This is a genomic window from Pseudothioclava nitratireducens, from assembly GCF_029210495.1.
GTDB classification, from domain to species: Bacteria; Pseudomonadota; Alphaproteobacteria; order Rhodobacterales; family Rhodobacteraceae; genus Pseudothioclava; species Pseudothioclava nitratireducens.
The window spans coordinates 164376-187050 of sequence record NZ_JARGDK010000002.1 but is presented as its reverse complement, the minus strand read 5'-3'; the positions used below and the strand labels follow the sequence as shown (position 1 = coordinate 187050).

25 protein-coding genes are annotated in these 22675 nt (G+C 64.9%); 18 read left to right on the top strand and 7 right to left on the bottom strand.

The annotated features are described in order from the left end of the window. Window positions 1-7: 7 nt before the first annotated feature. Together P0X85_RS03125 and P0X85_RS03120 are read right to left on the bottom strand one after the other, a co-directional pair. On the bottom strand, window positions 8-541 hold the full coding sequence (locus P0X85_RS03125) for a hypothetical protein (RefSeq protein ID WP_275808291.1): 534 nt from the start codon (window positions 539-541) through the stop codon (window positions 8-10). Between the two features lie 105 nt (window positions 542-646). Next, window positions 647-1291 carry a TetR family transcriptional regulator C-terminal domain-containing protein gene (locus P0X85_RS03120; RefSeq protein WP_275808288.1) on the bottom strand — a complete coding sequence of 215 codons (645 nt, stop codon included), beginning with the start codon at window positions 1289-1291 and terminating at the stop codon, window positions 647-649. A gap of 194 nt (window positions 1292-1485) precedes the next feature. Here P0X85_RS03120 and aptA point away from each other — a divergent pair, with 194 nt between their 5' ends. Continuing rightward, on the top strand, window positions 1486-2811 hold the full coding sequence (gene aptA, locus P0X85_RS03115; RefSeq protein WP_275808285.1) for an omega-aminotransferase AptA: 1326 nt from the start codon (window positions 1486-1488) through the stop codon (window positions 2809-2811). Window positions 2812-2864: 53 nt separating this feature from the next. Here the strand turns inward: aptA and P0X85_RS03110 are convergent, their stop codons facing one another. Continuing rightward, window positions 2865-3524 carry a TetR/AcrR family transcriptional regulator gene (locus tag P0X85_RS03110; RefSeq protein ID WP_275808282.1) on the bottom strand — a complete coding sequence of 220 codons (660 nt, stop codon included), beginning with the start codon at window positions 3522-3524 and terminating at the stop codon, window positions 2865-2867. A 129-nt stretch (window positions 3525-3653) separates the two neighbouring features. Between P0X85_RS03110 and P0X85_RS03105 the strand changes: the two genes are divergently transcribed. The 14 genes from P0X85_RS03105 to P0X85_RS03040 all read left to right on the top strand — a co-directional run bounded on the left by P0X85_RS03105 (window position 3654) and on the right by P0X85_RS03040 (window position 17538). After that, the gene (locus tag P0X85_RS03105; protein ID WP_275808279.1) at window positions 3654-4904 is read left to right on the top strand and encodes a Zn-dependent hydrolase; all 1251 of its coding nucleotides are present in this window, start codon (window positions 3654-3656) and stop codon (window positions 4902-4904) included. Between the two features lie 78 nt (window positions 4905-4982). Further along, a complete protein-coding gene (gene hydA / locus P0X85_RS03100; protein ID WP_275808276.1) occupies window positions 4983-6434 on the top strand; it encodes a dihydropyrimidinase in 1452 nt (483 codons plus the stop codon). 6 nt (window positions 6435-6440) lie between these two features. Next, window positions 6441-6866 (top strand): VOC family protein, encoded by a 426-nt coding sequence (locus tag P0X85_RS03095; RefSeq protein WP_275808273.1) that lies wholly within the window; start codon window positions 6441-6443, stop codon window positions 6864-6866. Continuing rightward, a complete protein-coding gene (locus P0X85_RS03090) occupies window positions 6863-7648 on the top strand; it encodes an ABC transporter ATP-binding protein (RefSeq protein WP_275808270.1) in 786 nt (261 codons plus the stop codon). The genes P0X85_RS03095 and P0X85_RS03090 overlap by 4 nt, the downstream gene beginning before the upstream one ends. A gap of 9 nt (window positions 7649-7657) precedes the next feature. Next, window positions 7658-8524, top strand: a complete 867-nt coding sequence (locus tag P0X85_RS03085; protein ID WP_275808267.1) for an ABC transporter permease — start codon at window positions 7658-7660, stop codon at window positions 8522-8524. Beyond that, window positions 8521-9372, top strand: coding sequence for an ABC transporter permease (locus tag P0X85_RS03080; protein WP_275808264.1), 852 nt, complete (start codon window positions 8521-8523; stop codon window positions 9370-9372). Before P0X85_RS03085 ends, P0X85_RS03080 begins: the two co-directional genes overlap by 4 nt. Window positions 9373-9420: 48 nt before the next feature. Further along, on the top strand, window positions 9421-10401 hold the full coding sequence (locus P0X85_RS03075; protein ID WP_275808261.1) for an ABC transporter substrate-binding protein: 981 nt from the start codon (window positions 9421-9423) through the stop codon (window positions 10399-10401). Between the two features lie 118 nt (window positions 10402-10519). Continuing rightward, on the top strand, window positions 10520-10951 hold the full coding sequence (locus P0X85_RS03070) for a hypothetical protein (RefSeq protein WP_275808258.1): 432 nt from the start codon (window positions 10520-10522) through the stop codon (window positions 10949-10951). A gap of 140 nt (window positions 10952-11091) precedes the next feature. Continuing rightward, a complete protein-coding gene (locus tag P0X85_RS03065) occupies window positions 11092-11244 on the top strand; it encodes a hypothetical protein (protein WP_275808255.1) in 153 nt (50 codons plus the stop codon). A 142-nt stretch (window positions 11245-11386) separates the two neighbouring features. Beyond that, on the top strand, window positions 11387-12718 hold the full coding sequence (locus tag P0X85_RS03060) for a helix-turn-helix transcriptional regulator (RefSeq protein ID WP_275808252.1): 1332 nt from the start codon (window positions 11387-11389) through the stop codon (window positions 12716-12718). A 68-nt stretch (window positions 12719-12786) separates the two neighbouring features. Further along, window positions 12787-13176, top strand: coding sequence for a response regulator transcription factor (locus P0X85_RS03055; RefSeq protein ID WP_275808249.1), 390 nt, complete (start codon window positions 12787-12789; stop codon window positions 13174-13176). Further along, entirely contained in the window at window positions 13169-13501 is a 333-nt protein-coding gene (locus P0X85_RS03050; RefSeq protein WP_275808246.1) for a hypothetical protein, read from the top strand. The genes P0X85_RS03055 and P0X85_RS03050 overlap by 8 nt, the downstream gene beginning before the upstream one ends. 4 nt (window positions 13502-13505) lie before the next feature. Next, on the top strand, window positions 13506-16205 hold the full coding sequence (locus P0X85_RS03045; RefSeq protein ID WP_275808243.1) for an ATP-binding protein: 2700 nt from the start codon (window positions 13506-13508) through the stop codon (window positions 16203-16205). A gap of 73 nt (window positions 16206-16278) precedes the next feature. After that, a complete protein-coding gene (locus P0X85_RS03040) occupies window positions 16279-17538 on the top strand; it encodes a FliM/FliN family flagellar motor switch protein (protein WP_275808240.1) in 1260 nt (419 codons plus the stop codon). Between the two features lie 12 nt (window positions 17539-17550). On the opposite strand, the gene P0X85_RS03035 is transcribed toward P0X85_RS03040, so the two are convergent. Next, window positions 17551-17994: a DUF6691 family protein gene (locus P0X85_RS03035; protein WP_275808237.1), complete on the bottom strand. Its 444-nt coding sequence runs from the start codon at window positions 17992-17994 to the stop codon at window positions 17551-17553. Continuing rightward, window positions 17994-18419 carry a YeeE/YedE family protein gene (locus tag P0X85_RS03030; RefSeq protein WP_275808234.1) on the bottom strand — a complete coding sequence of 142 codons (426 nt, stop codon included), beginning with the start codon at window positions 18417-18419 and terminating at the stop codon, window positions 17994-17996. The genes P0X85_RS03035 and P0X85_RS03030 overlap by 1 nt, the downstream gene beginning before the upstream one ends. 155 nt (window positions 18420-18574) lie before the next feature. Between P0X85_RS03030 and P0X85_RS03025 the strand changes: the two genes are divergently transcribed. Together P0X85_RS03025 and P0X85_RS03020 are read left to right on the top strand one after the other, a co-directional pair. Beyond that, a complete protein-coding gene (locus P0X85_RS03025; protein ID WP_275808231.1) occupies window positions 18575-18898 on the top strand; it encodes a TraR/DksA family transcriptional regulator in 324 nt (107 codons plus the stop codon). Window positions 18899-18996: 98 nt separating this feature from the next. Further along, window positions 18997-21012 (top strand): enoyl-CoA hydratase-related protein, encoded by a 2016-nt coding sequence (locus tag P0X85_RS03020; RefSeq protein WP_275808228.1) that lies wholly within the window; start codon window positions 18997-18999, stop codon window positions 21010-21012. Window positions 21013-21041: 29 nt separating this feature from the next. Here the strand turns inward: P0X85_RS03020 and P0X85_RS03015 are convergent, their stop codons facing one another. Further along, window positions 21042-21257 (bottom strand): hypothetical protein, encoded by a 216-nt coding sequence (locus P0X85_RS03015; RefSeq protein WP_275808225.1) that lies wholly within the window; start codon window positions 21255-21257, stop codon window positions 21042-21044. 174 nt (window positions 21258-21431) lie between these two features. On the opposite strand from P0X85_RS03015, the gene P0X85_RS03010 reads away from it, so the two are divergent. Next, window positions 21432-21683: a DUF2312 domain-containing protein gene (locus tag P0X85_RS03010; protein ID WP_275808223.1), complete on the top strand. Its 252-nt coding sequence runs from the start codon at window positions 21432-21434 to the stop codon at window positions 21681-21683. An 87-nt stretch (window positions 21684-21770) separates the two neighbouring features. On the opposite strand, the gene P0X85_RS03005 is transcribed toward P0X85_RS03010, so the two are convergent. Next, window positions 21771-22646: a hypothetical protein gene (locus tag P0X85_RS03005; protein WP_275808220.1), complete on the bottom strand. Its 876-nt coding sequence runs from the start codon at window positions 22644-22646 to the stop codon at window positions 21771-21773. Between the last annotated feature and the right edge of the window lie 29 nt (window positions 22647-22675).

The following is a 22675-nucleotide window of genomic DNA, read 5'->3' as shown; positions in this document are numbered from 1 at the left end:
CGCGCGGCTAGCGCGTCACATCCACCTGATGTGGTTCGGGCGCGTCGAGCGCGGGCCAGTCCCTGCCGGGGGCTGGCTTGGGCGCAGGCAATGTCTCTGCCCTTGCCTCGATACGCGCCTCTGTGATCGGGTCCGTGTCAGCGCCTTCGGTCGTCTTATCCGCCTGTGGCGCCGTATCGTTCGCTTCATCCTTGACGCGCGGCTCTGCTGCGACCGGTCCAGCCTTGCGGCGCGCCGCCTCCGCTTGAAGCTGCGTCATCTCGAAGGTCGGCGGCGGCCCGGTCGGTGCATCCGGGTCGGGCGCGGGGGACTTTGCGTCCGCTTGCCCGCCCGCTCCGGACCCAAGGCGCGCCGCCACCTCCCGCGCGGCCTGCGCGTGATCCTGCGGCGTCCGCGTGTCGATTTCAGCCCCCAGCCCGGCCTGATTTTTCGCGGATTGTCCCGCAGGCTCCACCGTACTGGCAGGCGCTTTCTTCGGTGTCGCCGGTAGTGTCAGCGGCGACCAACCGATCTGGGGCATCAGCCCAGCAATCCGGTCCATCCCCTACTCCTTGCACAAAACACCCCCACGTCAGCGATTCTGCCGCTGAGGGGTGAATCAAAGGTGAAGATCGCCGGCTTTCCAAAGTCTGGGTTAACGCCGCGTTCAGGGCGCGAGCAACCGCCCGAACAGCATTTCAAGGAAATTGCCTGCCTCGGCGAAGGGGTCATGGCCCGGACCGAGCACAGCGCGCACCTGCACGTCGAAATCGGCGTAATGTTGGGTGAGGGCCCAGATCGAGAAGATCAGGTGATAGGGATCGACCGGGGCCAATCGCCCGGCATCGACCCAGTGCTGGATCACGGCAGCCTTGGTGTCGACAAGCGTCTTCAGATCGCCCTCGATCCCCTCGATCATGCGCGGCGCGCCCTGCAAGATCTCATTGGCGAAGAGCCGGCTTTCGCGCGGCATCTCGCGGCTCATTTCGAGCTTGCGGCGCATATAGGTCATGATCTCGTCGCGCGGGTCGCCATCCGGGTTCATCGCATGCAGAGGCGCAAGCCAGATATCCATGAGACCGCTGAGCAGCGCGGTATGGATCGCCTCCTTGGAAGGGAAATAATAGAGCAGGTTCGGTTTCGACAGGCCCGCCTGAGCCGCGATCTGGTCGAGCGTCGCGCCCCGGAAACCCTGCGCCGAAAAGACTTCCAGCGCGGCGTCGAGGATCGCCTCTCTGTTGCGTTTCTGAATGCGGGTCAGGGGGCGCTCATCCGTGCCGTTTTCGGCGTTCTTGATGTCGTTTTCTTGCAAAGTCCCACTCCCGTTTCGGCAGCCTATAGCGCAGCGCTTGACAGCAATCAATCTTGGGCGTTCCCATCCGGCACGACAAGTGCGGCGGCTCGCTTGACTGGGGGCCGCCCTGTGGTAGCGTGATAAAACCTGACCGGTCGGTCAAACAAAATCGGTCCCGGCAGTGGCGCGGGCCAGTCTGAAGGGAGAGTGCGATGGCACTGGATCGCAAAACGCCGAATGATCTGAATGCATTCTGGATGCCGTTCACGGCGAACCGGCAGTTCAAGAAATCGCCGCGCATGTTCGTCGCGGCCAAGGATATGCACTACACCACGTCCGACGGGCGTCAGGTGCTCGATGGCACGGCGGGGCTGTGGTGCTGCAACGCGGGCCATTGCCGCCCGAAAATCACCGAAGCCATTCAGAAGCAGGCCGCCGAGCTTGACTATGCGCCTGCCTTCCAGATGGGCCATCCGATCGCCTTCGAACTGGCGAACCGGCTGATCGACATCGCTCCCGAGGGGATGGAGCATGTGTTCTATACCAATTCCGGCTCGGAGTCGGTCGAGACCGCGCTCAAACTCGCCATTGCCTATCACCGCGCGCGCGGGGATGGGGCGCGGACCCGACTGATCGGGCGTGAACGCGGTTATCACGGCGTGAACTTCGGCGGCATCTCCGTCGGCGGCATCGTCACAAACCGCAAGGTTTTCGGGCCGATGTTGGCGGGGGTCGATCACCTGCCGCACACGCACCTGCCCGCGCAGAACGCGTTCTCGAAGGGCCAGCCGGAACATGGCGCGCATCTGGCTGACGACCTTGAGCGCATCGTCGCGCTGCATGGCGCCGAAACCATCGCCGCCGTCATCGTGGAGCCGATGGCCGGTTCGACCGGGGTTCTGCTGCCGCCCAAGGGTTACCTGCAAAAGCTGCGCGAGATCACCAAGAAGCACGGCATCCTGTTGATCTTCGACGAGGTCATCACCGGCTTCGGGCGCTTGGGTTCGGCCTTTGCGGGGCAGCATTACGGCGTGACGCCCGACCTGATGACCACCGCCAAGGGTCTGACCAACGGCGTGATTCCGATGGGCGCGGTGATGTGCACCAAAGACGTGCATGACGCGTTCATGAACGGACCGGAGCACATGATCGAGCTGTTCCACGGCTATACCTATTCGGGCAACCCGATCGCTTCGGCGGCAGGGATTGCGACGCTCGACACCTACCGCGAAGAGGGCCTCTTCGAGCGCGCTGCCGAGATGGCGCCCTATTGGCAGGAGGCGCTGCACTCGCTCAAGGGCACGCGCCATGTGATCGACATTCGCAACGAGGGCCTGATCGGCGCGGTCGAGTTGGAGCCGATCGCGGGCGAGCCGACCAAGCGCGCCTTCTCGGCCTTCCTCAAGGCTTATGAGAAGGGCATCCTGATCCGCACCACGGGCGATATCATTGCGATGAGCCCGCCGCTCATCATCGAAAAAGAGCATATCGATCAATTGATCGGCACGCTCAAAGAAGTGCTCGACACGCTCGACTGACAGATCGGCCCCGGTGGCAACGCCGGGGCCTTTTCACTGGCCAAGGCGGTGCCTCAGTGCACGCCAATCCCGCGCAGAACGATGTCCTTGACGCTGCGTTTGGCTGCTTCCCAATCTGCATCGCTGAGCGGTTGACCGTTCAGAACCTCGATCTGGTGGCCGAAATCGGCGTAATGCTGGGTGCTGGCCCACAGCATATAGAGCAGGTGCTCGGGGTTCACATCGGCCATCTTGCCTTCTGCGATCCAGCGGCGGATCACGGCGGCGCGTCCGCGCGTCCAGTCGCGCAAGGTGGTCTCAAGGTAGTCCTGAATGACCGGCGCGCCGTGCATCACCTCGGAGGCCCAGACCTTGGAGCCGTTCGGATAGCGGCGCGAGATTTCCATTTTGGCGTCGATATAGGCACCCAGACCCTCGGCCGGACCGCTGGCCGCGTCGAACACATCCGCCGCCTGTAACCAGATCTGAAAGATGCGCTCCACGACGGCGCGGTAAAGTGCCTCTTTGGTGGCGAAATAGTAATGCAGATTGGCTTTTGGCAGCCCGGCCATATCCGCGATGAGCTGCATCGTCGCGCCCCCGAAACCGGCTTCGGCAAAGACCGTCTCCGCAGCCTGAAGGATCGCGGCCTCGGTCGCGCGCCGGGTCTCGGCACGGGTAGCGGAAGACTGTCGCCTATTTTTTGGGCGGTCGCCCTCGGGTGTATCTTTCATTCAACCTCGCGGGTCGGATTTTTTGTTGACCGGATGGTCAGATCATGGCCCCCTTACCTTGACCATACGGTCAGATAAGGATTCGTCGCAAGAGGGCCGAAGCCCCGTAGCCGACAGGGAGTAAGCCAGATGCCAGCACCCGGAGAAAACCTCCGTATCAATTCCGCGCGCCTGTGGGACAGTCTCATGGAAATGGCCAAGATCGGTCCGGGCGTCGCGGGCGGGAACAACCGCCAGACGCTCACCGATGCAGATGCCGAGGGGCGCGCATTGTTCAAGCGATGGTGCGACGATGCGGGCCTGAGCATGGGTGTCGATCAGATGGGCAATATGTTCATGCGCCGAGAGGGCAGCGACCCCGATGCGCTGCCGGTCTATGTCGGCTCACATCTCGACACGCAACCGACGGGCGGCAAATACGACGGCGTTCTGGGCGTGCTCGGCGCGCTGGAATGCGTGCGCTCGATGAACGACCTTGGGATCAGGACCAGGCACCCGATCGTGGTGGTGAACTGGACCAACGAAGAGGGCGCGCGCTTTGCGCCCGCGATGCTGGCCTCGGGTGTGTTCGCCGGGGTGCATTCGCTCGATTACGCCTATGGGCGTGAGGATCTGGAGGGCAAGCGCTTTGGCGACGAGCTGGCCCGCATCGGCTGGAAAGGCGATGAAGAGGTCGGCGCGCGCAAGATGCATGCCTATTACGAGCTGCATATCGAGCAGGGCCCGATCCTTGAGGCCGAGGAGAAAGAGATCGGCGTGGTCACCCATTGCCAGGGGCTGTGGTGGCTCGAATTCACGCTGACGGGCAAAGAGGCGCATACCGGCTCCACGCCGATGCCGATGCGGACCAATGCGGGCCTCGCCATGGCGCGGATTTTCGAGATGGTGCAAGAGGTTGCGATGGAAAACCAGCCCGATGCCGTGGGCGGCGTGGGGCAGGTGACCTTCACGCCCAATTCGCGCAACGTGCTGCCGGGCAAGGTGGTGTTCACGGTCGATATCCGTTCCCCCGATCAGGCCAAGCTCGACGGGATGCGCGCGGTGATCGAGGCGAAGGCGGCCGAGATTTGCGCGCCTTTGGGCGTCGGCTGTGCGGTCGAACCGGTCGGGCATTTCGATCCGGTCACCTTCGCGCCGGAGCTTGTCTCCAACGTGCGGGCGGCCGCAGAGCGGCTGGGCTATACCCATCGCGACCTGATCTCGGGGGCGGGGCACGATGCCTGCTGGGCCGCCAAGGTCGCGCCCGCGACCATGGTCATGTGCCCCTGCGTCGGCGGCCTCAGCCATAACGAGGCCGAGGAGATCAGCCCGGAATGGGCCGCAGCCGGGACGGATGTGCTGTTCCATGCGGTGCTGGAAACGGCGGAAATCGTGAGCTGATCCGGCAGGTCCGGGGCGCTGTCCCCGGACCCCGGAGTATTTTCAGCCTGGTGAAAGACGAACTGGAGGAGAGCCCTCATGCGCACAGTCATCAAGAACGGAACCATCGTGACCGCGGATCTGACCTACAAGGCGGATGTGCTGATCGAGGGCGGACAGATCATCGAGATCGGGCAGGGGTTGAAGGGCGACGAGGTGCTCGACGCCACCGGCTGCTATGTGATGCCGGGGGGGATCGACCCGCATACCCATCTCGAGATGCCCTTCATGGGGACCTACTCGGCGGACGATTTCGAAAGCGGCACCCGCGCGGCGCTGGCGGGCGGCACCACGATGGTGATCGACTTCGCGCTGCCGTCGCCCGGTCAGGGCCTGATGGACGCGCTCAAGATGTGGGACAACAAATCGACCCGCGCGCATTGCGATTACAGCTTCCACATGGCGGTGACATGGTGGGGGGAGCAGGTCTTTGACGAGATGAAGGAGGTCGTGGATCGCGGCATCAACTCGTTCAAGCATTTCATGGCCTATAAGGGCGCGCTCATGGTCAATGACGATGAGCTTTACGCCTCCTTCAAGCGCTGTGCCGAGCTGGGGGCGATCCCGCTGGTGCATGCCGAAAACGGTGACGTGGTAGCGGAGCTGTCCGCCAAGTTTCTGGCCGAGGGCAATGTCGGCCCCGAGGCTCATGCCTATTCGCGCCCGCCGCAGGTCGAGGGGGAGGCCACCAACCGCGCGATCATGATTGCCGATATGGCCGGCGTGCCGCTCTATGTGGTGCACACCTCTTGCGAGGATGCCCATGAGGCGATCCGCCGTGCGCGGATGCTGGGCAAGCGGGTCTATGGCGAGCCGCTGATCCAGCACCTGACGCTGGATGAGAGCGAGTATTTCAACGCGGATTGGGACCATGCCGCGCGGCGCGTGATGTCGCCGCCCTTCCGCAACAAGCTGCATCAGGACAGTCTTTGGGCCGGGCTTTCGGGCGGCACGCTGTCGGTCGTCGCGACGGATCACTGCGCCTTCACCACCGATCAAAAGCGCTACGGCGTCGGCGATTTCACCAAGATCCCGAACGGGACAGGCGGGCTTGAGGACCGGATGCCGATGCTCTGGACCTATGGCGTGCGCACGGGGCGGATCACGATGAACGAGTTTGTCGCGGTGACCTCGACCAATATCGCCAAGATCATGAACATGTATCCGAAGAAGGGCGCGGTTCTGGTGGGGGCGGATGCCGACCTTGTGGTCTGGGACCCGGCGGCGTCCAAGGTGATCTCGGCCAAGACGCAGCAATCGGCGATTGACTACAACGTCTTCGAGGGCAAGGAAGTGACGGGTCTGCCGCGCTACACGCTGTCTCGTGGGGTGGTGACGGTCGAGGAAGGCGCCTTCAAGGGGCGCGAAGGGCATGGTGAATTCGTCGCCCGCCCGCCGGGGCAGGCGGTGAACAAGGCGCTCTCCACCTGGAAAGAGCTGACCGCGCCGCGGCCCGTGCAACGTTCGGGTATTCCGGCGAGCGGGGTCTGAGCGGAGATGAGTGACGCCCCGCCGCATGCCGGTATCCTCGAGGCCGCGATATATGTCGATGACCTCGACGCGGCCGAGCGGTTTTACGGGGCGGTGCTGGGGTTGAAGAAAATCGTCCGGGTCGAGGGGCGGCATGTCTTTTTCCGCTGTGGCGAGGGCGTTATCCTCGCCTTCATCGCGCAAGAGACTCTGCGGCCCCCGGCACCGGATGCGGCCTTGCCGGTGCCGCCGCATGGGGCTACTGGCGCGGGGCATGTCTGTATCGGGGCCGAGAGCAACACTTTGAACGACTGGGAAAAACACTTGAAAGACAATGGGCTGAAGATCGAAGCCGACTTCCACTGGCCGAACGGGGCACGTTCGATCTATCTGCGCGATCCGGCGGGCAATAGCGTCGAGATCGCGGACCGGACCTTGTGGAGGCGCGGATGACGGCAATACCGGTGATCGAGGCCGAGGCGCTCGATCTGACCTTCCAGACCAATGACGGGCCGATTCATGCGCTCAAGGATGTCAACCTGACCATCGGCAAGGGCGAGTTCGTGTCGTTCATTGGCCCCTCGGGCTGTGGGAAGACCACGTTCCTGCGCTGTATCGCGGCGCTGGAGCACCCGACCGGCGGCACGCTGCGCGTCAATGGCATGACCCCGGACGAGGCGCGACAGGCGCGGTCCTATGGCTATGTGTTCCAGGCGGCGGGGCTCTATCCGTGGCGCACGATTGCGGGAAATGTGAAACTTCCACTGGAAATCATGGGCTATCCACGCGCTGAAATGAATGCGCGTGTTGAAAAAGTGCTCGAACTCGTGGACCTCGCGGGGTTTGGCAAGAAGTTCCCGTGGCAGCTTTCGGGGGGGATGCAGCAGCGTGCCTCCATCGCGCGGGCGCTGGCATTCGATGCGGATATCCTGCTGATGGATGAGCCCTTCGGTGCGCTGGATGAAATCGTGCGCGACCACCTGAATGAGGAACTGCTGAAGCTTTGGGCGCGCACCGAGAAGACCATCGGTTTCGTGACCCATTCGATCCCAGAAGCGGTCTATCTCAGCACCAAGATCGTGGTGATGTCGCCGCGTCCGGGGCGGATCACCGATGTGATCGAAAGCACGCTGCCGAAAGAGCGCCCGCTCGATATCCGCGACACGCCCGAATTCCTCGAAATCGCCCATCGCGTCCGCGAGGGGCTGCGCGCGGGGCATGCCTATGATGAGTGAGGCGCGCCGATGACCAAGTCGATCCTCCCCGTGCTGACCGTGCTCGCCGCGATTGTCGCGGTCTGGTATCTGGCGGCGGTCTGGCTCAACAGTCAGTGGGTCTACGATCAGGCCGCGCGCGCCGGAACCGAGGTTGGTTTCTCCGAAATGGTCGCGCAGACCATGGCGCAGGAACGCCCGGTTCTACCCGCGCCGCATCAGGTGGCGGCGGGGCTCTGGGACGGGCTTGCGGGTCAGAAGGTGACCTCCAAGCGCTCGCTGGTCTGGCATGGCTGGATCACGCTCTCGGCAACGCTGTCGGGCTTTGCGCTGGGGACGGCGGCGGGGCTGCTGCTTGCGGTCGGCATCGTGCATAGCCGCGCTATGGATATGAGCGTGATGCCCTGGGCCATCGCAAGCCAGACCGTGCCGATCCTTGCGATTGCACCGATGGTGATCGTGGTGCTGGCAAGTATCGGCGTGAAGGGGCTTTTGCCCAAGGCGATCATCGCCGCATATCTGAGCTTCTTCCCGGTGCTGGTGGGCATGGTGAAAGGGTTGCGCGCGCCCGATGCGATGCAGCTCGACCTGCTCAGCACCTATAACGCCAGCGGTTCGGACACGTTCTGGAAGCTGCGCCTGCCGAGTTCGATGCCCTATCTGTTTGCGAGCCTGAAGGTCGGTATCGCGGCCTCGCTGGTGGGCGCGATCGTCGCGGAACTGCCCGCAGGCGCGAGTGCTGGGCTCGGCGCGCGGCTGCTCTCGGGCAGCTATTACGGGCAAACGATCCAGATCTGGGCCGCGCTCTTCGCGGCGGCGCTCCTAGCGGCGGTTCTGGTCGCTCTCGTGGGCCTGATCGAGCGTGTTTCGCTCAAACGGATGGGGATCGCGCGATGAGTTGGGCTTGGGGTGCAATCGTCTTCTGGCTGCTGGCCTGGGCCGCGAACCATTTTGTCGCGAAACGCTGGCCGCGTGCGCGCTGGGCGCGGTTCTTCGTGCCAGCTCTCTTCGGGATTACACTGCTGATCCTTTGGGAGGGCATCGTACGCGGGCTTGAGGTGAGCCCGGTAATCCTGCCCGCGCCCTCGATGATCGCCGTCCGGTTCGCCGAGGCGACGGGTGTGCTTTGGGAGGATTTCGCGCAGACGATCCTCAAGGGGGCGCTCTCGGGCTATCTGATCGGGTGCGGTGCCGCCGTGCTCGTCGCGGTGCTGATCGACCGTTCGCCCTTTTTGCAGCGCGGGCTTTTGCCCGTGGGCAATTTCGTCGCCGCCCTGCCTATCGTCGGTATCGCGCCGATCCTCGTGATGTGGTTCGGGTTTGACTGGCACTCGAAAGCGGCGGTGGTCGTGGTCATGGTGTTCTTCCCCGTGCTGGTCAACATGGTGGCGGGCCTGAAGGCTACCGATCACCTGCAACGCGACCTGATGGCGACCTATTCGGCGAGCTATCTGCAAAGCCTTGTGAAGCTGCGGCTTCCTGCGGCAATGCCGTTCCTGTTCAACGGACTCAAGATCGCGACGACGCTGGCGCTTATTGGTGCGATCGTTGCCGAATTTTTCGGCTCGCCCACGCGCGGCATGGGATTTCGGATATCGACCGCGGTCGGGCAACTGGACATGCCGCTGGTCTGGTCCGAGATTGCTGTGGCGGCATTGGCGGGAACGGGGTTCTATGGTCTGGTCGCGCTGATCGAAAAGGCGGTGACGTTCTGGCACCCCTCGCAGCGAGCCGGCGGACATTAAGAGTTTCAAAAACCGGGGCTACATCCGGGTCACAACAGGAGAGAGAAGATGAAGAAACTGATGCTTGGTGCGGCGTTGTCCGCGCTTTCGGCGGGCGGTGCGCTCGCTGAAGATGTCACGTTGCAGCTCAAATGGGTCACGCAGGCCCAGTTTGCGGGCTATTACGTGGCGCAAGAAAAAGGCTTCTACGGCGAGGAAGGGCTGAATGTCACGATCCTGCCGGGTGGCCCCGATATCTCGCCGACGCAGGTCATGGCGGGCGGCGGCGCGGATGTGACCGTCGACTGGATGCCGTCGGCGCTGGCCGCTCGTGAGAAGGGCCTGCCGCTCGTGAACATCGCACAGCCGTTCAAGTCGTCCGGCATGATGCTGACCTGCCTCAAGGAATCGGGCGTGACCAGCCCCGAGGACTTCAAGGGCAAGACGCTTGGCGTCTGGTTCGGCGGCAACGAATACCCGTTCCTCAGCTGGATGAGCACGCTCGGCATTGCGACCGATGGCTCCGAGGGCGGTGTCGAGGTTCTCAAGCAGGGCTTCAACGTCGATCCGCTCCTGCAAAAGCAGGCGGCCTGCATCTCGACCATGACCTATAACGAATACTGGCAGGTCATCGACGCGGGTATTTCGCCGGATGAGTTGATCACCTTCAAGTATGAGGATGAAGGCGTCGCAACGCTCGAGGACGGGCTTTACGTTCTTGAACAGAACCTCGCCGATCCGGCCTTCGAAGCGAAGATGGTCAAGTTCGTCCGCGCCTCGATGAAGGGCTGGAAATACGCCGAGGAGAACCCTGACGAGGCCGCGATGATCGTTCTCGAAAATGACGAGACCGGCGCGCAGACCGAGACCCACCAGAAGCGCATGATGGGCGAAATCGCCAAGCTCACCGCCGGTTCGAACGGTGCGCTCGACGAGGCGGACTATGCCCGCACCGTCAAGATCCTGATGGCGGGTGGGTCCGATCCGGTGATTTCCTCGGAGCCGACCGGGGCATGGACCCACGCAATCTCGGATAAGGCGCTGCAATAAGCCTTGCCGGGCAGAGATCGTAAGGCGCGGGGTCTCCTCGCGCCTTTTTGCATGGACGGGGCATTCTCGACGTTTTCTTAACCCGGATCTGCTTGGATCGGTGGCGGAGGTGCTGACGATGCAACAGGTCTTGACCAATGAGGACGGTGCGCCGCGTGCGGGGCTTTGGGCGGCGATGATCGTCGGCTTCGTCGTGGTCGGCGGGCTGTTCTGGCTGACGTGGAAAAGTCAGTTCGCCGCGCCGCCGGGCTATCTGTTCGGCACGCCAACACAGGCGGTTGAGTCGGGTTATTGTCTTGCGGTCGCGCAGGACGTGGTTCCGGGCGGTGCGCTCAGCGGCAGCTATTTCGATGAGGCCGCGCAATTCTGGGTCAAGCGTCTGCGTAGCTATGGCGGCGATATCGGCGGGGCGGTTGCCCAAGGCCGGGCGCATCTTGGCCGGGATCTGTCCGCCTTTACGGGCGCTGATCTGCAATGGTTGCGAGATGCGATGGATGGGTGCTCGACCCGCGCGGTGAATTACGGTGCACGGTTCCGTGTCTTTGACTGAGGGGCGGGCAATGTCGGGCTGGCCCGGCTTGCTGCGACACCGCCGATCCGGCGCGCTTTGACACGGATCAGGGCGGCGCGCGCGTTTTCATGCGATAGTTCTTTTATGGCCCGACAAAGCGGGCTGTCAGGAGGTTCGCGATGACATGGCTTCGGATGATGGTTCTGATGCTTTTGGCAGCTGGCGGGGTTGTCCTCGCAGGTTGCGCGCCGGTCGAGACTGCGGTCGGTGAATGTGAGCCCGGTGTTGCCGAAATCAGCGATATGGCGGCAGTCGTGCCGTCGGAATGCTGAGATCGTCGGCACAGATACCGGGGGCGTGAAGGGACGCACGCCCCCGGTATCGTTTCCGTGCCTTTCAAAATTCTGACATGCCTTGTAAAGAGCTTTTGTTCAAAAGGCTTTGGCGGTAAATTCGTGCGCAGGAGGACAGTTCTTGGCACGTTCCGCCCTGACCGGCACCCGCGTGCGCGAGCGGCGCACGGCCCTGCGGCTCAAGCAGGCCGATCTTGCGCGCGCCGTTGGCATTTCGCCGGCCTATCTCAATCTGATCGAGCATAACCGCCGCCGCGTCGGTGATCCGCTGCTTGAAAAACTTGCGGCAGCGCTCGGCGTGGATGTGGTGGCGCTCTCCGAGGGGGCGGAGGGGGCGCTGTTCGACGGGCTGCGCGAGGCTGCGGCCGCAGAGGCAGCGGTCAGTGCCTCGGAGTTGGAGCGGATCGAGGAGTTCGTCGGGCGGTTTCCCGGCTGGGCTGCGGTCGTGGCGGGGCGTCAGGCGCGGGTCGGTGCCTTGGAGCGCGTGGTCGAGAGCTATGCTGAAAGGATGGCGCAGGACCCGTTCGTTCTCGACAGTCTGCATGAGGTGATTTCCGCCGTGACCAGCCTGCGCTCGACCGCGGCGATCCTTGTCGAGGCGGACGATATCGAACCTGTCTGGCGAGCCCGGTTTCTGGCGACGATTCAGCAGGAAAGCGTCCGGCTCTCTGACACAGCCGAGGCGCTGGTGGGGTATCTCGACGAGGTTGAGGAGGCTGAAACCGGTCTGTCTTCGCCGCAGGAGCAGGTTGAGGCGTGGCTCGAGGCGTGCAACTGGCATCTGCCCGAGCTCGAATCCGCGACCCGCCCGGTGCATGAGAGCCTGATTGACGGGGTGCCGGAGCTGGCCTCTGGGGCGGCGCGGGCGCTTGCGCTGGCCCATATCGCGCGGGCGCAGGCGGATGCGCGCGCGCTCCCTTTGCCCGCGATGATCGAGGCGCTGGCCGCGCTGGGGCCGGACCCGGCCGCGTTGGCCGCGCGGTTCGGCGTGCCCATGGGGGCTGTGTTTCGCCGTCTGGCCACGCTCCCCCCTGATCTCGATGGGGTGCCGCGCATGGGGCTGGTCGTGTGTGATGCGTCCGGCACTCTGACCCTGCGTCGCCCTGCGCCCGGTTTCGCCTTGCCCCGCTTCGGTGCGGCCTGCCCGCTCTGGCCCCTCTACGAGGCGCTCAGCCGCCCGATGCAGCCGATCCGGTCTCTGGTCGATATGGCCGGGCGTTTGCCGCAACGCTTCCTGACCTATGCCTTTTGTCAGCCCAGCCATCCCGCCGGTTTCGACGGCCCGGTCTTGATGGAGGCAATGATGCTGATCCTGCCCGCGCCGCGCCATGGGGATGACGCCGAGGCTGAACGTGCCGTGACCAGCATCCGGCGGATCGGCTCGAGTTGCCGCATCTGCCCGCGCGCCGATTGCGCCGGGCGCCGCGAACCCTCGATCCTTGCAGAGCGCTGAGCCGCGCAAGGATTTGACACCGCCCGCGCGCGCCGTAATAGTCGAACCGAGGGAAGGGGGAGGCAATCATGGCAGAACCGCATGTGCTTCTCATAGAGGACGAACCCAATATCACCGAGGCGATCCGCTTCATCCTGACGCGCGCGGGGTGGCGTGTGTCGAGCTTGGCGAATGGCAGCGAGGCACTGGCGCGGATCGAGGCCGAGCAGCCCGATGCCGTCATTCTTGACCTGATGTTGCCGGGAATGTCGGGCCTTGAAATTCTGACGCATCTGCGGGCGCAGGCCCGGACCGCACGCCTGCCGGTGCTGATGCTGACCGCGCGCGGGCAAGGGCGTGACCGCGAGGCGGCCGAGCGCGCCGGGGCGAGTGCGTTTCTGGCCAAACCTTTCGCCAATGGCGACGTGTTGGACTGTCTGCAACGGATCACCGCGACGGAGTCCGCCCGGAATGCCTAAATCCTCCCAGCCGCTCTTTCTGGCGCGCCGCTCTTATCGCCGTCGCCGGATGATGGATGCCGCGCGGCTGCTGCCGGTTGCGGGGGCGGTGATCCTGATGCTGCCGGTGCTTTGGGCGCCGGGTGAGACCGAGGCCCCCGATACCGGGCGCGGCACGGTTTACCTTTTTGCCTCCTGGGCATTGCTGATCGCGGCGGCGGCGCTGATCGCACGCGGTCTTGGCCCAGCACTCGACGAAGACGACGCGGCCGAGGGCACGAACGATCCGGCGGCTCTGCTTTACGAGCCCCCGCGTCCACCTGCCGACGACCGGGCGGAGGGATAAGCGGGTGCCCTTCAATATTCTTGTCGCGGTGTGTCTCAGCTATGTCGTGGTGCTGTTCTCGGTCGCCTTCGTGGCCGAGCGCCGCGCGGCGCAGGGGCGGTTGAAATTCCTGCACCGCCCCATCGTCTACACGCTCTCGCTCTCGATCTATTGCACGGCCTGGACCTTTTACGGGGCGGTCGGCTATGCGGCGCGCTCTGGGCTGGAATTCGTTACGATCTATCTGGGACCGACGCTGGTCTTCATCGGATGGTGGTGGATATTGCGCAAACTGGTGCGGATCGGTCGTGCGCAACGGGTGACCTCCATCGCTGACCTGATCTCCAGCCGTTTCGGCAAGTCGAACACGCTGGGCGTGGTCGTGACATTGATGTCGGTCGCCTCGGCCACGCCCTACATCGCGCTGCAATTGCAGTCGGTGACACTGAGCTTCGGCGTGTTCGCCGATGATGCGCCCGAGTTCTGGGCGCTCTCGGGGCAGGGCTCGACGGCGATGTGGATCGCGGTGGGGCTGACGGTCTTCACCATCCTTTTCGGCACACGCAATCTCGACGCGAATGAGCGCCACCACGGGGTGGTGATGGCGATTGCGCTCGAGGCGGTGGTGAAGCTCGTCGCGCTGATGGCGGTCGGGGTGTTTGTCGTCTGGGGGCTGGCGGGCGGTGTCTCCGAGGTGCTCGCGCGGATCGACGCCTCGCCGATTGCTGATTGGGATCTGAAGCCCGGGCGTTTCGCAGGGCTGTTGTTCGTCTCGGCGGCGGCGATCCTGACGCTGCCGCGGATGTTTCAGGTGCTGGTCGTCGAGAACGTGGACGAGCGCCATCTGGCCACCGCAAGCTGGGCCTTTCCCGCCTATCTGATGGGGATGAGCCTCTTCGTCATACCGATCGCGGTCATGGGTCTGGAACGGATGCCCGAGGGGTCGAACCCGGACCTTTTCGTGCTCACGCTGCCTTTGGCCGAGGGGCAGGGCAAACTTGCACTGCTGGCGTTTCTCGGCGGATTTTCAAGCGCCACCTCGATGGTGATCGTCGCGGCCATTGCGCTGGCGACGATGGTGTCGAACCATATCGTTACGCCGCTTTGGCTGACGCTGCGCAAAAGCCCCGCGCGTGAGCCGGGCGATATTCGGGGTGTGATCCTGATGTCGCGGCGCATCTCCATCGCGGGCGTTCTGGCGATGGGCTACACCTATTACTCGCTCTCTGGCGGGTCCGAGGCGCTGGCGGCGATCGGGCTCATCGCCTTTGTCGGGGCGGCGCAGGTCTTGCCCGCGCTGATGGGCGGCATCTTTTGGCGTGGCGCGACCCATGTTGGCGCGATGGCCGGGCTGCTCGTGGGGTTCGCGATCTGGCTTTATTGCCTGTTCCTGCCCTCGGTGGGCGAGAGCGGGCTGATCTCGGCCTCGGTGCTGGCGCACGGGCCGTTCGGGATCGACTGGCTGCGCCCGCGCGCGCTCTTCGGGATCGAGGGGCTCGACCCGCTTCTGCATGCGCTGTTCTGGTCGCTTTTGCTCAACACGCTGTGTTTCCTGATCTTCTCGATGGCGTCCTTCCCGCCGCCGATGGAGCGGTTGCAAGGCGTGGCCTTCGTCAATGTCTTCGATCAGTCGCCGGGAACCCGTGGCTGGACGCGCGGGCGGGCCGAGGCCGAGGACCTGCTGTCGATGTCGCAGCGAATCTTGGGCGTCGATGAGGCACAGCGCTTCTTTCAGGCTCAGGCGGCGGGGCAGGGCAAGAGCGGCATCCTGCCAGATACCACGCCCGAATTCATCGCCCGGCTGGAGCGGCAACTGGCCGGCTCGGTGGGGGCTGCGACCGCGCATGCGATGATCGCGCAGCTTTCGGGCGGCAGCTCGGTTTCGGTGCAGGACCTGATCGCGGTGGCGGGCGAGGCCGCCGAGATCAAGGAATATTCCGCCCAGCTCGAAGCCAAGTCCGAGGAACTGGCCCGCACCGCACGGGCCTTGCGTGAGGCCAATGACAAGCTGACCGAATTATCGATTCAGAAGGATGCGTTCCTTGGTCAGATCAGCCATGAATTGCGCACGCCGATGACCTCGATCCGGGCCTTTTCGGAAATCCTGATGGAACCGGACCTCCCCGAGGAGATGCGTGCGAAATACGCCGAGATCATCCATGAAGAGGCCCGCCGCCTGACCCGGCTGCTTGACGATCTGCTGGATCTCTCGGTGCTCGAAAACCGCAAGGTGCAGCTCAATATCGGGGTGGCCAACCTGCATGACCTGATCTCCAAGGCGGTCGGAACGGCGAGTTCGACCCGCCCCGAGCGTCGCTTCCGGATTGAGCGTGATTTTCCCTCTGAGCATATGCCCGTCTTCACCGATACCGACCGGCTGTTGCAGGTCTTTATCAATCTCGTCTCGAACGCGCGCAAATATTGCGATGCGGAGTTGCCGAAGCTACGGATCGAGGTGAAGAAGCGGGGCAAGCGCGTGCAGATCGACTTCATCGACAACGGCTCCGGCATTCCGAAAAAGGCGCAGGCGCTCATCTTTGAGAAGTTCGCGCGTTTGACCGATACGAGCCGTGCGGGCGGTGCGGGGCTGGGCCTTGCGATCTGCCGCGAGATCATGGCCAATCTGGGCGGGACGATCGATTATCTGCCCGGTCAGGGCGGCGCCGCGTTCCGGGTCACCTTGCCCCTGCGCCACCGTGACAGCGCCGCCGACCCGGTTTCCTGAGAGTCTCAACGTTTTGTAAACCTTGATCTGCGATTCCTGTCTCAACAGGCCCCATCGGGCCGGGATGGACGGGATGGCAGCAGCGCAGGACAAGACATTGTTGCGCAAGAAGGCCGAGGCGGGGAAATCCGCCGCGGACAGCCCGCCTGTATCCGCCGAACGCGCGTTGGGGCAGGCCTTGGCCAAAGTCGCGCAAGAGCAGATGGGCCTGCCACTTCAGGTGCGCGCGCTGCGCGAGGCCCGGATGACCCTGGCCGATTTGCCCGAGGTGCTTGAGGACCTCTCGATGCTCGCCGTGATCGAGGGCCCGCAGGAGGGGCTGGGGCTGATGGTGATCCCGCCCGCCACGCTCTCGGCACTGATCGAAATGCAGACAATGGGACGGTTGGCCAAGGCCGCGCCCGCGCCGCGCCGTCCGACCCGGATCGATGCGGCCATGGTCGCGGAGTTTGTCGACGGGGTCCTGATCTCGGTGGAGGAGGCGCTGGCCAGCCATGAGGCGTTGGTTTGGGCGGGGGGCTTTCGCTACGGCTCTTATCTCGATGATCCGCGCCCGCTGGGTCTCATGTTCGAGGATATTTCCTATCGCGTCTGGACGGCGGAGCTTGGCTTTGGCCCGGGCGGGGAACGGGAGGGCACGCTGCTTTGGGTGGTGCCTGCAACCGGGCGGGGCGCGCGGCCGCGTCCGGCACGGGCCGGGACGGGCGTCGTGGAAGGCGGCGCCGCCGCGCTCGAAGAGGCCGCGCGCGCGGCAGAGGCCGAGTGGCACGATCAGCTTGAACAGGCGGTGCTGAATGCGCCCGCGACGATTGAGGCGGTGCTGCACCGGGTGACGTTGCCCCTTGCCGCCGTGATGGCGTTCAAGGCGGGGGAGAAGATCCCGATCTCGCTTCAGGCGCTTGAGGATTTGCGGATCGAAGGGGTCGGACGGCGGCTCCTCGTGCGGGCGCGTCTGGGCCAGCATGGCGGTATGCGGGCTGTGCGGTTGATCGACCGGCAGGAGGAGGGAACCTTGTTGCCCGATCTTGCGCCACGCAAGCGCGACCCGCGCGAGATGGAGCCGGGCCGTTCCCCTTTCCCCACGATCGACCCCGAGATGATGCCCGATCTCGGTCAGCTTGGCGGCATGGGGGACCCGAATTCGTCAGCTTATGACCCGCTGCCGGGCGATGAGCTGGGCGGCGATGCTTCGGGTCTGGAGATGGGATTTGGCGGGTTGGATGGGTTCTCGGACGAGGATGGGGGATTGCCCCCGCTTGGCCTTGCGCTTGACGGGTTCGGCGCCGAGGAGGAAGGGGAACCCCCCGCGCCCCTGCGCGGGGCGGGGGGATAGGATTGCCCGGCCTCAACCATCTTCCGGGGCAGGGTCGAGCCTGTCGAGCTGTGCGCGAATGGCGGGGGCCACGGCCATGCCCATGCCCATCGCGATCACAAAGAGCCAGCCTTGCCAGCCACCAAAGGACAGGGAGCCGAGCGCCGGACCGGGGCAGAGCCCGGCAATGCCCCAGCCCGCCCCGAAAAGCAGCGAACCGAGCACCAGATTGCGGTCCACGAGCCGCGGCGGCTTTTCCGGCATCGGCAGGCCGATAAGGGTCCGCTCGCGGCGATTGGCGAACGGCCAGACCACCATCATCACGCCCACCGCCCCTGCGAGCACGAAGGCCAGCGTCGGGTCCCATGCGCCGAACACGTCGAGCCAGCCCTGTACCTTTTTGGTGTCCACCATCCCCGCGACGAGAAGGCCCGCGCCGAACAGGCCACCAGACAGAAAGGCAAAGAAATTTCGCATCAGATCACTCCCAGCACGTGTCGCCCGATGGCCAGCGCCAGCCCGCCGCCCAACAGGTAGAAGGCGGTCGCCGTGATGCCGCGCAGCGAGAAGCGCGAGATGCCGCAGACCCCGTGCCCCGAGGTGCAGCCATTGGCGATCCGGGTGCCGATTCCGACCAGAAGCCCGGCGATCACCAGCACCGCGATGTTGGAACTGACCTGCGTATCCACAACCTGATAAAGCGGCACGATCAGCGGCGGGATTGCCACCAGACCTCCCAGAAAAGCCACGCGCTCCGAGGTGCTGTCGCGCCCGCTGCCGTCTATGAGCCCGCCCAGAATGCCGCTCGCTCCCATGATCCGCCCGTTGATGAGCAGATAGACCGCCGCACCCGCGCCGATCATCAGGCCTCCGACGAGGCCCCAGATCCAGTCCTGTTCCATGTCATCTCCCACTCTGCGAGGCCGCGCCGCTCCCTTTGACGCGGGCTCGTCGCGCGAAGGTAGCGTCACGTCGGTGCGCGCGGCAAGATGTTTGACTTGCATCAAGGAGGATTTCCGCGCGAGGGTTCTAGATGAGGTATCGCGAGGAGGAAGCCATGAAATCCGAAGCAGAACGGCGTCAGGAGCTGGAGCAACGCAAGGCGCAATTGCTCGAACGGATCGACCAGATCGAAGACGAATTCGAGAGCCATGAGGCCAAGGATTGGGAAGAAATGGCGACCGAGCGCGAGGGCGACGAGGTGCTCCATGACCTTGGCGACGCCGCGCGGCAGGAATTGCGCATGATCGAAGCAGCCTTCGCCCGGATGGAAGAGGGCGAATATGGCTATTGCGTCACCTGTGGCGAGCAGATCAGCGAAGATCGGCTCGATCTGTTGCCGGCGACGCCTTTCTGCCGCGATCACGCGCCGGGGGCCTGAGCGCTGCAATTGGGCGTTGCCTGTGCGCGCGGGGGCCGTAAACTCGGGTCTAGGCCAAGCGCCGAGAACCGGGCGCGGCCCGCAAGAGCGGATACGGAATGACAAGACGGGTGAAGCTTCAGCGGCGCGATGGTGTCGCCACGATCACGCTTTCGGCGCTGGGGCGCGATGGTGCGCGTGCCGGGTTCGATGCGGAGCTTCGCGCCGGGCTGGCCAAGGCAATCGAACTGGTGGGGCAGGAGCCGGGGACGCGAGCCGTGATCTTGCGGGCGGGGCCTGAAGGCTGGCCTGTCTCTGAGGACCCGGTCACTGATTTCACCGAGAGTGCCGGTGTGCCGCTGGCGCAGATTGCGGACCTGCTTGCACGGTTGCCGGTGCCGGTTCTGGCGCTTTTGGCGGGCCAGATTGCAGGCGGGGGGCTCGCCCTCGCGGCCGCCGCGCGTCTGCGGCTTGCGCTTCCGGGAACGCGCTTCGTGATGCGGGAATTCGGCTTGGGCGTATTTCCGGCAGCGGGCACGCTGGTGCGGCTCGCACGGCGTGTCGGCGGGGCGCGGATGTTCGCCTGTGTGACCGAGGGGCGGGTGCTCGAAGCGAAGGGCGCGATGGCGCGCGGGCTGTGCGATGCGGTGGTGGGAGGCGGCACCGTAGAGACCGCCGCGATCGCGACGGCGCTTGAGGCGATGACGAATGGCGATGGCGTGGGGCCGGACCCACAGGCGGCGCTGGCCGATACGGGCAAATATCTTGCCGAGATGGCGGCGGCGCGCGCCGGGCCGGGGGCGGACCCGGTTCTGGCCCCGGTTGCCGCACGCGTGGCCGAGGTGCTGGAGGCGGCGGCGCTGTTGCCGCTCGAAGAAGCGCTCGATTTCGAGGCGGTTGCGTTTGAGGACCTGCTGGCCGAGCCGCGCACGCGGGCGCTCCGGCACGCCGATGCGGGCGTGCGGGCGTTGGCTGTGGTGCCGGGCTATGGTGTGCCCGATGCCGAGGCGCTGCGCTGGCGCGGGACGGTCGGGCTTTGGAATATGGGTGACATGCTGGCGCTGACATTGATCCGCGCGGGCTACCGGGTGATTTATGCGGGCGAGGCGCAGACCCGGCTGGAGCTGGCGCGCAAGCGGATTGCCGCGCGGCTGGGCGAGGCACTGCCCGAGGCGCAGCTCGCCGAGATCATGGGCCGTCTGAGCCTTGCCACCGAGCCGGGGGCTTTGGCCGGGGCGGGGGCAATCCTGGCGGTTCTGCCCGCCGAAACGGAGACAGCGGAGGCGCTTGCGTCGGAACTGCGCGCGGCGCGGGCGCCCGGCGCGCTCCTGGCGCTCGACGGGGTCGAGGTCGGGGCGAATGAGCTCGGTTTTATCCGCCGGGGCAGCCTGCGTGAGATCTTGCCGGGGGCTGAGATGGCGGCGGCCGATGTCCATCGGCTGCGGCAGATCATGGCGCGCACCGGTGTCGTGTCGATCCGGGGCGGGGCGCGGCCAGGTATTTCAGACCGGCTGGAGGCCGCGTTTTTCGATGCCGCCGAACGCTGCGTGATGGCGGGGGCCACGCCCGAAGCCGTGGATAAGGCGCTTGAGGCCTATGGCTTTGCGGTTGGACCGATGCGGCGGATCGACGAGATCGGTGTGCCGCGCGTCGTGGCGGGGCTCGAAGCCGCGCATCGTGCTGTGGGCCCTTATCTGAACTATCTGCTCCTTGCCGGGCAGTCAGGGCGTGCGACGGAGTTGGGCAGCTATGTCTGGTCGGGGGAGACCAATCTCGGCCCGGCGCCGGATCTGGCCGAGACCCTGTCGGTGCTGCGCGAGGAGGCGGGGATCGCGCCGCGTCGCCTTGGCGCCCCCGAAATAGTGGCGCGCATGATGTCCGAGTTGGCTGCGGAAGGTGCGGCGCTCATTCAGTCGGAGGGCGCGCACCGGGCCTCGGATGTCGATCTGGCGGCCCTGATCGTTCTCGGCCTCGGGCGCTATCGCGGGGGGCCGTTGTTCTGGGCGGATGAGGCCGGGCTGTTGCAGGTGCGCAAGCGGCTGCGCGCCTTGGCCGATGAGGGCGCGCCGCCGCCGGTTACGCTTTGGGATGTGCTGATCCGCAACGGCAAGCATTTCGCCGATATCACCGGCTAAGCCCGCGGGCGCGACGTGGCTGACGTGGCTCAGGACAGGAAGATGCCGGCGACCACCATGATCAGCCCGAGCGCCGAAAGCAGGAACGCGCCCAGATTGATGGTGACCATGCGCTGAAGCTGACCGCGCAGGGCCTCGTCATCGAGGCCAGCGCGTTTGGCCTTGGCCACTTGCAGGATCGACCACAGGATCGCGCCGATGCCGATCAGCGTCACCGCCGCCCCGATCCAGATCAGAAGCTCCATGTTCAGTCTCCCGCGCTGCGCGTCTTCGTCGTTGGGGGCCTAGCGGTTTGGCGCGGCGCTGGCAAGGCTTTGCCGCGCCCCTGCGCGATGCCCCACGTTCGGCGCGATGGGTGCTTGAAGCCCGCCGCGCAAAGCCTTAGTCACAAGCACAACACCGGAACCGAGGAGAGCCCCATGCCCAATGACGCCGTCTACGCCGTGGCCGCCGACGAGCTGCGCCAGTTCATCGAGCAATTTGAAAGCCTCGAGGCCGAGAAGAAGGATATCGCCGAGCAGCAAAAGGACATCATGTCCGAAGCCAAGGCGCGTGGCTATGACACCAAGGTCATCAAGAAGATCGTGGCACTGCGCAAGCGCGACAAGAACGACGTGGCCGAGGAGGAAGCGATCCTCGAGACCTACAAGGCCGCACTCGGGATGGAGTGATCGGACCGCGCCTCGGCCCGCGCATGCTTGGGCCGCCGGATGCAACGCCCCTCTGCGACACGCAGCGGGGCGTTTTTCATTGCGGGATCAGGGCGCGATGAACTCCACGCCCGGCATCTCCATGATCTCGGCCACGTCCAGGTCGTAAAGCGCCGAGATGTCATCGACCAGCTCGTCGGTCCAGCCGGGCAGGGGAAGTTCGACCTCGACCTCCTCGGGTTTGACGAACTTGTCGAGAAAGGCCGACGCGATCTTGCGCCGCTGGGTGACCGATTGCGGCGGGTGCGAGGCGAGATAGCTGCGCAGCCGCTTGAGCCCCTCGGGCGTCATGATCCGTTCGAGAATCGCATCCTCTCCCGCCATCGGCATATCGGGCGGGACACCGCCGACACGGCGGATCACCTCGGGCCAGATCATTGGCAGGTCCTCGTTGCACCACAGCACGAGCTTGCGGCCGCCGGCTTTCTCGACCATTTGCCGCACTATCGGCGCCCAACGCAGGCGGAGTGGGTCCTGCCCCTGCATCACGTCCTCATAGCTGCGATCGGGCTGGCGGCGGACCAGCGCATGCACCAGCGTGGCCGGATTGATGAGCGCCATGTGAAATTCGGTCTCGGCCTCGGGGAAGATATTCGCCAGCGGCTGAAGCTTGTCCGGCACCATCACATAAAAGCCCTGCTCGGTGATGACGCGTTCGGGTACGCAAAGAAAGAATTCATGGCTGAAGATCAGCCGATCCACGTGATCGCTGTCGGAACATGCGGCGAGAACGGTATCTTGCGTGGCCATATCGGCCGGGCCGCCTCGCAGCGCCAGCAACGCATCGCGCAACACAAGCCGATAGCGTTTCGGGTGGGGCACGATGATATTGCGTTCGGCCAGAGCCGCACGATTGGCTGCGAGGGCACGGACGATGCCATCCTCATCCGTGGAATGCGCCCCCAAATGGTAAACCACCTGCATCGGATCTCTGTCCTGTTTTGTTTTGTCGC